We start from the raw sequence: 13468 nt of genomic DNA, 5'->3' as shown, positions 1-13468 counted from the left end.
ACCCTAGCAGCGGAGGCGCGGTCGCCGGCCCGCGCGAGTGTCCAAAAGTTGTCGCACTCGACGCCGAGTGCGACAACTTTTGGCTTCTCGCGGGCGCCACGGCCCAGGGGCGCCTCAGCCGGTGAGGATCGTGCTGTCGCCGCGAGGGCCGACGACGACGCGCAGACCTACCGGGAGGCGTTCGCGCATGGTATCGACGTGACTGATCAGGCCGATGGTGCGACCGCCGGAGCGCAGGGCGTCGAGTGTGCCGAGCGCCGTCTCGAGCGTCTCGCCGTCGAGCGAGCCGAAGCCCTCGTCGATGAACATCGTCTCGAGCGAGATTCCGCCGGACTGCGCGGTGACGACGTCGGCCAGGCCGAGTGCCAGGGCGAGCGAAGCGAGGAACGTCTCGCCGCCCGACAACGACGCGGGCTGTCTCCGCACACCCGTAAAAGCGTCGAGCACGTCGATCCCGAGGCCGGAGGCGGCGCCGCGGTAGGCGAGGGAGTCGTCGTGGGCGAGGGCGTAGCGGCCGCTGGTCATCGCGTCGAGGCGGAGGTTCGCGGCGGCAACGATCTCCTCCAGGCGGCCGGCGAGGGCGAACGCTTCCAGGTCCATTCGCCGGGTGTTCTGGCCGCGCCCCGAGACGGTTTCGGCCAGGGCACGCAGCTCCTCGTGGCGGCGAAGGCGCTCGTCGAGCGTGCCGAGGCGCCCCGCCGCGCGCTCGGCGAGGTCGGCGAGGCGCGCCGAGCGGTGCTCCAGCACGGAGAGACGGTCGCGCGCCTCATCCCGGCGAGCGGAGGCGGCGCGGGCCTCGTCCTCCGCGGCCACGACATCGACCGCCCGTGCGGGCAGCCCGCTCAGCTCCGGATCGGCGAGCACCGCCTCGGTTGCGCTGCGCCGGCGCTCGTGATCGGCGACGGCCGCCTCGGCGCGGGCGCGCTCGCCGGTCGCTAGAGCGGCGGACTCGGCCTCTTCCGCTGTCGCGAAGCCGCGCTCGGCGAGCACCTCGGCCAACTCGGCCCGTGCGGCGTCCGCCGCCTCTCTTCGCCTCAGCGCCGCCTCCTCGGCCTCGACCAGGGCGACGGCACAACGGCGCTGCGCGGTGAGGGCCTCCACTCGGGCAGCGATGCTCACGGCTCCGTCTCGGGAGGCGTCGACGCGCTCCCGCAGCAGCCGCAGAGCCTCCGCAGCCAGGGTCGCCTCGCCGATGCGCGCCTGGTGCTCGGCTCGGGAGGTGTCACGCCCGGTGGTGAGCGCCTCGATCCGCGCGCGCAGGTCGGCGCGCTCGCGGCGCAGCTCGTCCATTCGGGCGGCCGCGGCGCGGGCGGCGGCGAGGCGCTCCTCCTGCGCCGACCGAAGTGACTCCAACTCGGTCGCGTCTCCGACACGCTCGTCGAGCGCGGCGAGAGCGAGGCCCGCGCTACCCTCGCGCTCGCGGGCGGAGTCGAGAGCTGCAGCGGCGCGCTCGACCGCAGCCCGGGCACGGTCGAGGTCGTCGGTGCCGACCGTGCTCGGACCCTCATGCTCGGCCGGCCGCGGGTGATCGCAGGATCCGCAGACCGGGCATGGCTCGCCGGGCTCGAGCCGCTCGGCGAGTTCGCCGGCGAAGCCTGCGAAGCGTCGGGCGATCAGCGCGGCTTGTTCGGCGGCGCGCTCGCCGTGCACCCGCGCCGCCTCGGCGTAGACGGTGCGGAGACGCTGGACGGTAGTCGCGGCGAGATCGCGTTCGCGGGCTGCCTCGATTCTCCGCTGGGTGCCGGCGAGTTCCTCGAAGCGGACGGGGACGGCGGCGGCCTCGCCGGCCAGGGACTCCTCCTCGGCGGCAACCGCGTCGGCCCTCGTCGGCAGCTCGCGCAGCTCCTCCTCGAGCTCGGCCAGCGAGGCCGCCGCCGCCTGCTCGGCGCGGGCCGCGCGCTCGGCCTCGAGCTCGGCCCCGGGAAGACGACGTTCGTCGGCCAGCGCCTCGGTGAGAGCGCCGAGGGTCGCGGCGAGCCGCTCGGCCGTCTCGGCGGCGGGAGCGCTCGCGTCCTCGGCCGTTGACAGGTACGCCTCGGCCGCGACATCGCGCTGCCGCAGCGCTGCCCGCTCCTTCTCGTCGGCAGCCCGAGCCGCGCGGAGGAGAGGGAGCACGCCGTCGGCGCGGCGCGCCCGCTCGATCGCTGTGCGCTGTTGCTGCACGTGCGCTTCGGTGACCGCGAGCTCCTCCGCTTCGATCAGTGCCAGACGGCGCCGCTCCTGCCCGCGGCTCACCCTGCGGGCGTCGTCGAGCGTGGAGGAGGCTCTGGCGCTCGCCGCATCCGCTGTGGACGCGTCGGCGCGTGCAGCAGCGAGCGGCTCGGCGAGGCGCCCGGGCAACGCAGCGAACCAGGCCGCGTCCGGCACGCCCTGCTCCCCGTCGTCGTCAACCAGCCGCGCGGCCTCGTCGGCGAGGGCGGTTACGGCCGCGCGCTCTTCCTCGAGGCCCGCCGCGCTCGCGTCACGCTGGTCGAGGAGGCGGCGGCGGAGCAGGTCGTAGCGCTCGGTCGCGAAGAGCGTGCGCAGCAGGCGCTGCCGGTCGTCGTTGCGCGCGAGCAGGAACTCGTGGAAGCGGTTCTGCGCGAGGAGGATCACCTGGAGGAACTGGTCCTTCGTCAGCCCGACGATGCGCCCAATGTCGACGCCCACCTCCTTCGCGCTCGAGGAAAGCCCGACCCACGCGCCGTCCGTGTGCTCGAGCAGCGCAACCTTCGCGGCCTGCGTGGTCGTCCCCGTGCCGCGGCGCTTGGGCCGCTCGTACTCGGGTGAGCGGCGCACCCGGTAGAGGTGGCCCGCCGCCTCGAAGTCGAGTTCGGCAAACGTGTCGTCCTCTGGCCCGCTGTGATCACTCCGGAGCTTCGTGGCCGCGCCGTCGAACCGCGGCACTGAACCGTAGAGCGCGAAGCTGATCGCATCGAGGATCGTCGACTTGCCCGCGCCCGTGCGACCGGCGATCAGGTAGATTCCGATGTCCTCCAGCTGGTCGAAGTCGATGCACTGCGGGACGCGGAAGGGCCCCAGCCCGGCAAAGGCGAGACGGCGGATTCTCACCGCATTGCCTCGGCGTCGACTGCCGCGAGCGCGTCGAGCGTCAGAGCACGCTCGGTCGCCGTCGCGCCGTGCCCGCCGCGCACATGGGCGAGGAAGTCATCGACCACGTCGACGTCGCTGCGCCCGCGGATCCGCTCGGCGTACGCACGCGGCTGGGCTGCCGCCTGCGGGGGGCGGTGCTCGAGCGTCGCGCAGCCCGGGAAGCGCGACTGGAGGCTCGCCATCGCGTCGAGCGGCCGGACCGCGTCGGTCAGCACCGCCGAGACCCAGTCCGCCTCGAACTCGGCGAGCGAAGGATCGGCCAGCAGCTCGGCGAGGCGCCCCTCGATCACGCTCAGCCGCCGCGGCACCGGCAGCGGTGACCACTCGACTCCGTCGAGCCCCCCTGCTCCGATCGTGACCAGCCAGCCGCCCCGCGGCTTCGCGGCCTCACCGAAGGAGTAGTGCAGCGGTGCCCCGGAGTAGCGCACGCTCGGCAGCAGCTCGGCTCGCCCGTGGACGTGCCCGAGCGCCGCGTAGTCGGCCGCAGCGAAGTGCTCGACCGAGACATAGTCGAGCCCGCCCGCCGTGATATCGCGTTCAAGCACTGCCGCCGGTGCGCCGACCGCAAAGCAGTGCGCGAGCACGACCCAGGGCCTGCCAGCAGCCTCGGCGGCAGCGCGGACCCGGCCCATCGCGAAGGCGAGCACCTCCTCGTGGCGGCGCAGCGACTCCTCCGGGTGCCGGTGCCGGTAGAGAGCGGGCTCAAGGAAGGGGATGCCGTAGACGCCGACCTCGAGACCGGTCGCGTCGCGCAGGACGACCGGCTCGGCATACGCCTCGGGATCGGTGAGCACGTGCACCCCCGACGAGCGCAGCAGCCCGGCCTGGAAGCCCAGCCGCGCGGGTGAGTCGTGATTGCCACTCGTGAGCACCACGTCGGCACCGGCTGCGCGGATCGCCTCGAGGGTGTGGGTGAGCAGCGTGAAGTGCTCGGCGGCCGGCACCGCGGAGTCGAAGATGTCGCCGGCGACGAGCACCGCGTCGATCCGCTCTGCCCGGACAGTCTCGACCAGCGCGTCGAGCACCAGCCCGAGGGCGGCGAGCGTCGAGTGCCCGTGGAAGGTGCGGCCGATGTGCCAGTCGGAGGTGTGCAGCAGCTTCACGGGCGTCCTTCCTGTTCATGGCCGGCGGAGATCTCCAGGCTAGTGAGACCCTCCGACACCGGCGCACGGCGAGCCAGCAGGAGTGACGCGTCCCGCGTCGCCCGGACACCTTTCGTTCACCCGCTGGTGCACAATAGGGCGTCGATCGAGCAGAGGAGACGACCGTGAAGCTGCCCCGCGTCCCCGCGACGATCCTCGGCCTCGGCTCGCGCACACGCGCCGCTGCCGAGGACACCGCGCCGATCCAGCGCCTTGTCACCGAGGAAGAACCGGCCCGCACCAGCACGGTCGACAACGCGATCTACCAGGATGGCCGCCGCGTGGTCTCGCCGGGCAGCATCCCGGAGGCGCTCGCCGCGCTGCAGAAGCTGCCCGATGCGATGGCGTGGATCGGCCTCTACCGCCCAAACGCCGCCGAACTTGCCGCGCTCGAGGACGAGTTCTCGATGCATCCGCTTGCCCTGGAGGACGCGATCAGCGCGCACCAGCGGCCCAAGCTCGAGCGCTACGGCAGTGACATGTTCGTCGTGCTCCGCGCCGCCAGCTACTCCGACCAGCGCGAGGAGGTCGACTTTGGCGAGCTGCACCTGTTCGTCGGTGCGAACTTCGTGGTGACCGTCCGCCACTCCGAGAAGCCGGATCTTTCGCTGGTGCGCCGCCGAATGGAGGCCGACCCGGAGATGCTGCGCATCGGCCCCGTCGCGGTGCTCTACGCGATCCTCGACGCCGTGGTCGATCAGTACTCGCCGGTCGTGGCCGGTCTCGAGAACGACATCGACGAGATCGAAGCGCAGGTCTTCGAGGGCGACCCGGCGGTGTCCCGTCGCATCTACGAGCTGAGCCAGGAGGTGCTCGACTTCCAGCGCGCGGTCGCACCGTTGACCGGGATGCTCGCCCGGCTGGTCACCGATTTCGAGGTCTTCCAGTCGGATGTGGAGCTGCGCCGCTACATCCGCGACGTCGCCGACCACGTCGCCGTGGTTACCGAGCGCGTCGAGGGCTTCAGGACCACGCTGCGCGAAATACTGGCCGTGAATGCCACCCTCGTCGCCCAGCGCCAAAACGAGGACATGAAGAAGCTGGCGGAGGTGGGCAACCAGCAAAACGACGAGGTCAAGCGCATTTCGGCCTGGGCGGCCATCTTCTTCGCGCCGACGATGATCTCGAGCATCTACGGTATGAACTTCGATGAAATGCCGGAGTTGCACGTCTCGTGGGGCTACCCGGCATCACTGGTTGCGATGGTCATCTCGAGCGTCGTGCTGCACCGGCTCTTCACGCGCTGGGGCTGGCTGTGACGCGCTGGCTGTAACGCGTTGGTCTCTGACGCGCTGGTCTCTGACGCGCTGGGGCGCGAGCTGTCAACACCCTGACGACCCCGAGCCCTCCGCGTAGCGTCGCCCTCAGGCCGCCCGGCCTTGAGCGGAGGGACCCCCGATGACTCCAGACGCAGCGACCACGACCGCGCCGTCCGCGCCGCCGCCCCTCTCGCTCTGGCGGGCGGGTGCCGCGCGCGTCCCCAGCGACGAGTTCGAGCCGGAGGCGCACTACGACGACGTGATCGTCGGCGCCGGCCTCTCGGGGCTGACCACGGCCCTCCTCCTCCAGCGCTCCGGGCGACAAGTCCTCGTGCTCGAGGCGAGGGAGGTCGGCGCCGTGACCACCGGAAACACCACCGCGAAGCTCAGCCTGCTGCAGGGCTCGCACCTCTCGATGATCGCGGCCCGCAACATCCCCGCCGTCACACAGGCCTACGTCGCTGCGAATCTCGCCGGTTTCCGCTGGCTGGTCGACTACCTCGAGACCGCAGGCGTCCCGGTGCAGCGGCGCACCACCTACAGCTACGCACAGACTCCGGACGGAGTGGACGCCGTGCTGAAGGAGCACGCGACGGCACGCCGCTTCGGCCTCGCGACCCGCCTCGTCGGCACGCTCGACGTCCCGTTCCCCAGCACTGCGGCCGTCGCCCTGGACGACCAGGCGCAGTTCGATCCGATGGACGCACTCACGGCGCTCGCCGCCGACTTCCGCGCGGCGGGCGGCACTCTCGTGCAGGGCGTCCGGGCGCTCGGGATGCGCGCAACGGCGCCGGTGCGGGTGCGGACGAGCGCAGGCACGGTGACGGGGGAGCGTGCCTACGTGCTCACGGGCACGCCGATCCTCGACCGCGGTCTCTACTTCGCCAAGGTGGTGGCGCTGCGCTCCTACGCTGTCGCGTTCCGCACCAGCGCACCGCTCCCCGACGGCATGTACCTCTCGGTCGATGAGCCCTCGCGCTCGGTGCGCGACGTCGAGCGTGACGGCGAGCGTCTTCTCCTGATCGGCGGCAACGGCCACACGGTAGGGCGCCGTTCCGCCACCTCGGAGGCGGTCGACGACCTGATCGCCTGGACCCGGCGCTCGTTCCCCGGGGCGGAGCCAGTCGCGCAGTGGAGCGCGCAGGACTACGAGCCGTTTCACCGCGTGCCGTTCGTTGGCTGGCTGCCCCGCGGGCGCGGACGAATCTTCCTCGCGACCGGCTACGACAAGTGGGGCATGACGAATGCGGTGCAGGCCGCGCTGACCCTGGTCGCCGACCTGAAGGGCGAGACTCCCGCCTGGGCGAAGACGCTGCATCGGCGGCCGACGCTGCCCCGGGTGGTGGTGGACGGACTCGGCGCGGGAGCGGCGGTAGGTGCCTGGTACGCGCGCGGCTGGTTCAATGCGCTGCGGGCGCCGCGATCGGCGGGCATCATCCCAAGGGAGGGTCAGGGCTCGCTCGCGCGCGACGGAGTGCAGCCGGTGGCGATCTCGACGGTCGATGGCCGCCGGTGCGCGGTCTCGGCGGTCTGCTCGCATCTCGGCGGCATCGTCACGTGGAATGACTCGGAGCGCAGCTGGGACTGCCCGCTCCACGGTTCGCGCTTCGCCGCGGACGGGGCTGTGCTCGAGGGCCCGGCGGTCAGCCCGCTGTCCCCTCTCGGCTGACGGAGCGCTCCGACGCTCGTGCCCCGTCAGCTCCGGTCGGTGTCGTCCTCGTCCGTGTCGGGCTCTGCGACCTGCTCGCCGTCGGCGCCCGAGGCGTCGCCGGTCACGTGCAGGTCGGTGTCCCCGGGGATGCTGAAATCGCTCAGGGGATCGAGGGGCTTCTTGTCCGCGGTGTCGTCGCTCATGCCTGCCACCCTACGAGCGTCCGACCAGGCGCTGCACCGCGGTGACCGGGATCGACAGCCACTCGGGCCGATTTCGCGCCTCGTAAAGGGCTTCGTAGATCGCCTTGTCGAGCTCGAACGCGTCAAGGACGGCGCGGTGCGCGGTGACCGCGTCGCCCGCGTGCGCCGCGTACCCCTCGAGGAAGGCAGCACGGCTGGCCGCCGCCCACGCTGCCCGCGATGAGCCGGGCTCGGTCTGCTCGTGCGCTCCGGCCGCGTAGTCGAACGAGCGGAGCATCCCGGCCACGTCACGCAGTGCCACGTCGGGCAGGCGTCGCTCGTGCATCGGCCGCAGCGGCTCACCCTCGAAGTCCAGCAGAACCCAGCCGCGATCGGGTACCCAGAGGACCTGGCCGAGGTGGTAGTCGCCGTGGATGTGTTGCAGCCGTGGCCACGGCGCGTTCTCGGCCGCTCGAAACACCGCGTCGATTGCGTCCGCATCCTCCGCCACGACCGGAACCTCGGACGAGGCGATCTGCAGCCGCCGCCGCATCGTCGCGACCATGCGGTCAATGATCTCGGGGGTGGTGTCCTCGGTCGGCATGACCTCGGCGAGCGTCGCGTGAACCTCGGCGGTGGCTCGCCCTAGTTCACGAGCGGGGCCGGTGAAATCGGAGTCGGCGGCGACAGCCTCCAGCGCGACCCGCCAGGCGTCCTGCACGCCCGGGAGGAACTCCTGGGCGAAGGCGAGGTGGCCACAGGCGCGGCCCCCTTCCTCGCCCTCGTCATCCCATTCGCCCGTCACGGTGCCGATCACGGGCGGCACGAGAGTGCTGCCGGCGGCATTCAAGGCGGACTGGACTGTGACATCGGGGTTGGCGCCGTGGTGCAGCGCACGGAAGATTTTCACGATCACGGGGGTGGCGTCCGTGCCATCCGGCGCCGTGGTCCGCACGATGACAGAGGTGTTCGACTGCTCGCCGCTGAGCACCGCCGACGAGGCGAACGTTCCGATCGTCGCTCCCGGCTGCCGGTGGCCCTCGGCGCGGGCTCCGTGCTCTGCGCCGTCCGTGTCAGAGCGAGCGCCGTCAGCGATCATTCCGAGCAGGGCCCGACCAAAGAAGGGGTTACGCGGCGCGTCGTAGATCCATCGCTCCCCGTCGGAAGAGATCAGCGCGTCCTCGAGACCGGTGACCGCTGCGGCGTGCACAGTCACGGGCACCTGGTAGAGCACGGGGCTTGTGCCTGCCCGGTCGAGGACGAGGTAATCCACGACCTCGCCGTCGTCGGAGGGCAGGGTCCACGATCCGCGGATCTCGAGTTCGGGCCGCCGCCCCTTGCTCGCGTACCATCTCTGATCAGCCACCCATGCGGCGATCCGGTCGATCGATAGGCCTGCGCTCATGCTCTTCCCTCCGTCGGCATCCCGAACCCTACGCGTCGCGAACGACCAGCGGAGAGGGCTTGCGGCGGGCGCCGCTCGTCGGGGCACAGCCGAACGTGCCCCGTCCACTCCGCGGGCGGGCGGGGCACGTAGATGCTCAGACCGCGCGCAGCCAGGTCAGCTGCGAGTGCGGCTCGAGGATGAGGGGTGCGAGTTCCTCGTTGAAGACTGCTCCATAGTCGGCTGAGATGTGTGCCTGGAACGCGTCCTCGTCTCGGTACACCTCGTAGACGACGAAGCGGGCCGGATCGTCCGCGCGGCGGTAGGGAACGAACTCCACGTTCCCGGGCTCGTCCCGGACGAGGTCGGCGAGGTCGGCGATCATCGTCGCCACGCGGTCCTCGCTGCCGGGCTTCGCCGTGAACTCCGCGTACAGCACTCGAGGTCCAGACGCTGCGCTCACGCGGTTGCCGCTCCCGTCATGATCGCGACGGCGTCCGTCATCGAGTGCGACTGCGGCGTGATGGTCGCCGCCTTTTTCCCGAGGCGCTGAATGTGAATCCGGTCGGCCACATCGAAGACCTGCGGCATGTTGTGGCTGATCAGGATGACCGGGATGCCGCGGTCGCGGAGGTTGCGCACCAGCTGGAGCACCTGGTTCGACTCGCGTACGCCGAGAGCCGCAGTCGGCTCGTCGAGCACGACGACTTTCGAGCCGAAGGCGGCGGCCCGAGCGACCGCGACCGCCTGGCGCTGGCCGCCGGAGAGGTTCTCGACCGGGACTGTCACGTCCTGGAGCGTCGAGATGCCCAGCTCGGTCAGTTCGGCGCGCGCCTCCTTGCGCATGCCTGCCGTGTCCAGCATCCGGAACACGCTGCCGAGGATGCCCTTCTTGCGCCTCTCCCGCCCGAGGTAGAGGTTCGAGGCCACGTCCAGCGCGGGCGACACCGCCAGGTTTTGGTAGACGGTCTCGATCCCGGCTCCGCGCGCATCCTGCGGGCGCTTGAACGACACGGGTTGCCCGTCGAGGAAGAGTTCGCCCTCGTCGGGGATCTCGGCGCCGGTGAGGCACTTGATCAGCGTGGACTTGCCCGCGCCGTTGTCGCCGATGATGGCCAGGACCTCGCCGGGGAAGAGCTCGAGGCTCACCCCGTCCAGTCCCACGACGCGGCCGAAGGTCTTGACGAGGCGCTTGGCCTGGAGAACGGGTGTGCGCACGGCGGCGGGAGCGGATCCCGCTGAGTCGATGAGGGTCACTTGCGAACCTTTCGGATCCACTGGTCGATGGAGACGGCGACGATGATGAGGACGCCCACCGCGAGGGTCTGGTAGAGGACGTCGAGCCCGGCGAGCGAGAGCCCGTTGCGGAAGACACCGACGATGAGAGCGCCGAGGAGGGTTCCCCAGACGGTGCCCCGGCCGCCGAAGAGGCTGGTGCCGCCGATCACGACGGCGGTGATCGAGTCGAGGTTCAGGTCGGTTCCGGCGTTCGGGCTCGCTGCGTTCGTCCGGCCGATCTGGATCCAGGCCCCGATGGCGAGGATCGCGCCGGCGGCGAGGTAGACGCTCATCAGGACTCGGTTGACACTGATACCGGCGAGGCGGGCCGCCTCCTTGTCGTCGCCGACCGCATAGACGTGGCGACCCCACGCGGTCTTGCCGAGGATGAACGCAACGATGACGTACAGCACGAGCATCAGCAGGACGCCGTAGCTGATGCGGACGCCGAGGATGTCGAACGTGCCGCCCGTGGAGGGAAGCAGGGCGGGCATATCCGTGCCGCGGACCGTCGATCCGCTGGAGTAGAGCAGTGTCAGCGCCACGAAGATGTTCAGGGTGCCGAGCGTGACGATGAACGGGGGGAGCCGCAGCCGCGTGACCAGCAGTCCGTTGAAGGCGCCGGCGGCGAGGCCGACGATCAGACCAAGGAGCAGGGCAACGAGAGCCGGGAGGCCGTTCTGCGTCGCGGTCTGCGCGATGACCATCGAGGTCAGGACCATGACGGCGCCGACGGAGAGGTCGATGCCGGCGGTCAGGATGATCAGCGTCTGCGCCACGGCGAGGGTGCCCACGACCGCGACCTGCTGGGTGATGAGCGAGAGATTCGCCGGGGCGAGGAAGCGGTCGTTGAGCAGGCCGAAGACGATGATCGCCAGGACGAGGACGACTGCCGGGCTGACAGCGGGGTAACGGTGCAGGACGCCACGGACTCGGTCGAGCGGCGTGCGGCGGTCGAGGAACTCGCTAGCGAGATCGAGTGCGGAGGTCGGTGGATTGGGGTCGGTTGTTTTCTGAGCCACGATGGCCTTTCTGGGGTCGCTGGGACGGTGAGGAGCGGGCGGGGCTGCGAGACGCCGCGCCCGAGTGGGCTACTTGCCCCAGCAGATCCCGCTGGCGTCATCGGAGGTGATGCTGTCCAGGCTCGCGACCGGGGTGTCGGTGACGAGCGCCGATCCGGTGTCAAAGAAGTCCAGGCCCGCACTGGTGCTCGGCTTGGTGCCGTCATTGGCGAGCTGTGCGATAGCCTCGACGCCCAGCTGCGCCATCTTCACGGGGTACTGCTGCGCCGTGGCGCCGATGATCCCCTCCTTCACGTTCTTCACGCCGGCGCAGCCGCCGTCGATCGAGACAAGGAGCACATCCTTTTCCTTACCCGCGGCCTGGAGGGCCTGGTACGCGCCGTACGCGGCGGGCTCGTTGATCGTGTAGACGACGTTGATGGCGGAGTTCTTGGACAGCAGCGTCTCCATCGCGGTTCGGCCACCGTCTTCGGCACCCTGGGTCGCCTCATTGCCGACGATCTCGTAGTCGCCTCCGCTGTAGGTGCCGGTCTTCGCCTCATCGCCGTTGGCCTCTTTGTTCGCGACGTCGATGCCCATGCCGGTCAAGAAGCCCTGGTCGCGGTTGTAGTCGACCGAGACCACCTTGTCGTCGAAAAGGTCGAGCATCGCAATGGTCGCCTTCTTGCCGCCGAGCTGCGCGGCGGTCCACTGACCGATGGATTCTCCCGCGGTGAAGTTGTCGGTGGCGAAGGTGATGTCGACGGCGTCGGCGGGATCGGGTGCGGTGTCGAGGGCGATCACATAGAGGCCGGCATCCCGGGCCTTCTGAATGGCATCGACGACTGACGGGCCGTTCGGCGTGATCAGGATGCCCTTATCACCCTTCGAGATCGCGTTCTCGATGGCCTGGATCTGAGTGTCTTCGTCACCGTCTTCTTTGCCCGCGGCGAGAGTGAGGGTGACCCCGGCCGATGTCGCGGCCTCCTTGGCGCCGTCTTCCATAGCGACGAAGAACGGATTCGAGGTCGTCTTCACGATGAGCGTGACGCCAACGCCATCGCTGCTTCCGGCGGGTGAGCCGGAGGTGCCGGATGCGGAGCACGCGGTCATGCCCAGTGCGGCGAGGACCGCGACCGAGCCGAGCCCGAGAACACGGGTAAGGCGGGGGGATCGATTCGTCATTGAAAATCCTGTTCCTAGGGCGGGAGAGACCTCCCGACAACGATGTCATCGCCAGGTCTAGTCCTTTGAGAGCGCTAAGGTCAAGCGATCGCCAAGAAAGAGAGCCATAACGTGACACCGTTGTCAGGACCTCGAGGAGAGTCGGCCCCCGGACGTCGGCCGACGATGAAGCACGTGGCAGCGCTCGCCGGAGTCGGGATAAAGACGGTCTCGCGCGTCATCAACGGCGAGCCACATGTCTCAGCCGCGACGATCGAACGAGTGCAGGCCGCTGCGCACCAGTTGCGGTACCAGCCCGACCTGCACGCGGGCAATTTGCGCCGCTCCAACGGCCGCACGAGCACCCTTGGCCTCCTCGTGGGCAGCGTCGCGAATCCCTTCTCCGGCGCGCTGCACCGGGCTGTCGAGGACGTCGCGAATGAGCGTGGCGTCGCGGTCTTCGCTTCGAGCCTTGATGACGACCCGGCGCGGGAGCGGTCTTCGGTGAACGCGTTCGTCTCTCGCCGTGTTGATGGTCTGATCCTCACCACGGTGGCCCCGAGCCAGGCGTATCTCGGTCTTGAGGTCGACCGCGGCACGCCTGCGGTGTTCATCGACCGTGTCCCTGTCGGGATTATGGCCGACGCGGTGATCACGGATAATGCCGCGGGGATCGCGCGCGCCGTAGGTCACCTCGCTTCTTTCGGGCACCGGCGCATTGCCTTTATCGGTGACCGGCCTGAGATCTTCACAGCCCGCGAGCGGGAGCGTGGCTTCGTGGAGGAGATGGGGCGGCTCGGTCTGCCGGTCCTACCCGGTTACGTGCGCGGTGGCGCTCACGATGAGCAGGTCGCCGAGGAGGTGGCGAGCGGGCTCCTCGAGCTCGGCACGCCGCCGACCGCGATCATCGGTGGCCAGAACCTCATCACCATTGGCGTGCTTGCGGCTCTGCGCCGCCGGCAGCAGCACGGGCGCGTCGCGCTGATCGGCTTCGACGACATCCCGCTGGCGGAGTTGCTGCGCCCTGCGATTTCCGTCATTGCCCAGAATCCGTCGCTGATCGGGCGCACGGCGGCCGAGCGGGTCTTCGCCCGGCTCGACGGTGAGGACCAGCCCGCTCGAACCTTTGTCATTCCGACGGCCCTCATTGCGCGGGGGTCCGCGGAGGTGCCTGTCAGCGAGTGAGCGAGGCTTCGAAGCGCTCCTGATCTACGGCTCAGGTGATGTGCGCCAAGCTCCCGTCGAATTCCGTCAGCGCCTTGAAGTGTCCGAAGGACAATCTCTAGGTTGCCCATCACGGTGACAACGTTGTCA

At 70.1% G+C, this 13468-nt stretch carries 11 protein-coding genes; 3 read left to right on the top strand and 8 right to left on the bottom strand.

Translation table 11 applies throughout. The annotated features are described in order from the left end of the window. Positions 1 to 114: 114 nt before the first annotated feature. Together HRF29_RS15270 and HRF29_RS03415 are read right to left on the bottom strand one after the other, a co-directional pair. On the bottom strand, positions 115 to 3051 hold the full coding sequence (locus HRF29_RS15270; protein WP_173244617.1) for an AAA family ATPase: 2937 nt from the start codon (positions 3049 to 3051) through the stop codon (positions 115 to 117). Next, complete coding sequence (locus tag HRF29_RS03415) at positions 3048 to 4196, bottom strand: exonuclease SbcCD subunit D C-terminal domain-containing protein (protein WP_173244614.1); 1149 nt, start codon at positions 4194 to 4196, stop codon at positions 3048 to 3050. The genes HRF29_RS15270 and HRF29_RS03415 overlap by 4 nt, the downstream gene beginning before the upstream one ends. A gap of 164 nt (positions 4197 to 4360) precedes the next feature. Between HRF29_RS03415 and HRF29_RS03410 the strand changes: the two genes are divergently transcribed. Together HRF29_RS03410 and HRF29_RS03405 are read left to right on the top strand one after the other, a co-directional pair. Beyond that, positions 4361 to 5494 (top strand): magnesium and cobalt transport protein CorA, encoded by a 1134-nt coding sequence (locus HRF29_RS03410; protein WP_173244611.1) that lies wholly within the window; start codon positions 4361 to 4363, stop codon positions 5492 to 5494. 139 nt (positions 5495 to 5633) lie between these two features. Beyond that, the gene (locus tag HRF29_RS03405; RefSeq protein ID WP_173244608.1) at positions 5634 to 7163 is read left to right on the top strand and encodes an FAD-dependent oxidoreductase; all 1530 of its coding nucleotides are present in this window, start codon (positions 5634 to 5636) and stop codon (positions 7161 to 7163) included. Between the two features lie 26 nt (positions 7164 to 7189). On the opposite strand, the gene HRF29_RS03400 is transcribed toward HRF29_RS03405, so the two are convergent. The 6 genes from HRF29_RS03400 to HRF29_RS03375 all read right to left on the bottom strand — a co-directional run bounded on the left by HRF29_RS03400 (position 7190) and on the right by HRF29_RS03375 (position 12175). Next, positions 7190 to 7348, bottom strand: coding sequence for a hypothetical protein (locus HRF29_RS03400; protein WP_173244605.1), 159 nt, complete (start codon positions 7346 to 7348; stop codon positions 7190 to 7192). Positions 7349 to 7358: 10 nt separating this feature from the next. Continuing rightward, entirely contained in the window at positions 7359 to 8732 is a 1374-nt protein-coding gene (locus HRF29_RS03395) for a maltokinase N-terminal cap-like domain-containing protein (protein ID WP_173244602.1), read from the bottom strand. A gap of 136 nt (positions 8733 to 8868) precedes the next feature. Beyond that, on the bottom strand, positions 8869 to 9174 hold the full coding sequence (locus tag HRF29_RS03390; protein ID WP_173244598.1) for an antibiotic biosynthesis monooxygenase: 306 nt from the start codon (positions 9172 to 9174) through the stop codon (positions 8869 to 8871). After that, entirely contained in the window at positions 9171 to 9968 is a 798-nt protein-coding gene (locus HRF29_RS03385; RefSeq protein ID WP_104264455.1) for an ATP-binding cassette domain-containing protein, read from the bottom strand. Before HRF29_RS03385 ends, HRF29_RS03390 begins: the two co-directional genes overlap by 4 nt. Further along, positions 9965 to 11011, bottom strand: coding sequence for an ABC transporter permease (locus HRF29_RS03380; protein WP_104264456.1), 1047 nt, complete (start codon positions 11009 to 11011; stop codon positions 9965 to 9967). The genes HRF29_RS03385 and HRF29_RS03380 overlap by 4 nt, the downstream gene beginning before the upstream one ends. Before the next feature lie 69 nt (positions 11012 to 11080). Next, positions 11081 to 12175 carry a substrate-binding domain-containing protein gene (locus tag HRF29_RS03375; protein WP_173244594.1) on the bottom strand — a complete coding sequence of 365 codons (1095 nt, stop codon included), beginning with the start codon at positions 12173 to 12175 and terminating at the stop codon, positions 11081 to 11083. A gap of 165 nt (positions 12176 to 12340) precedes the next feature. On the opposite strand from HRF29_RS03375, the gene HRF29_RS03370 reads away from it, so the two are divergent. Then, entirely contained in the window at positions 12341 to 13339 is a 999-nt protein-coding gene (locus HRF29_RS03370; protein WP_173244591.1) for a LacI family DNA-binding transcriptional regulator, read from the top strand. The last annotated feature ends 129 nt before the right edge of the window (positions 13340 to 13468 follow it).

It is taken from the genome of Rathayibacter agropyri (assembly GCF_013249015.1).
Taxonomy (GTDB): Bacteria; Actinomycetota; Actinomycetes; order Actinomycetales; family Microbacteriaceae; genus Rathayibacter; species Rathayibacter agropyri.
Note: the sequence above shows the minus strand (reverse complement) of the source record. Positions and strands in the feature narration are given on the sequence as shown.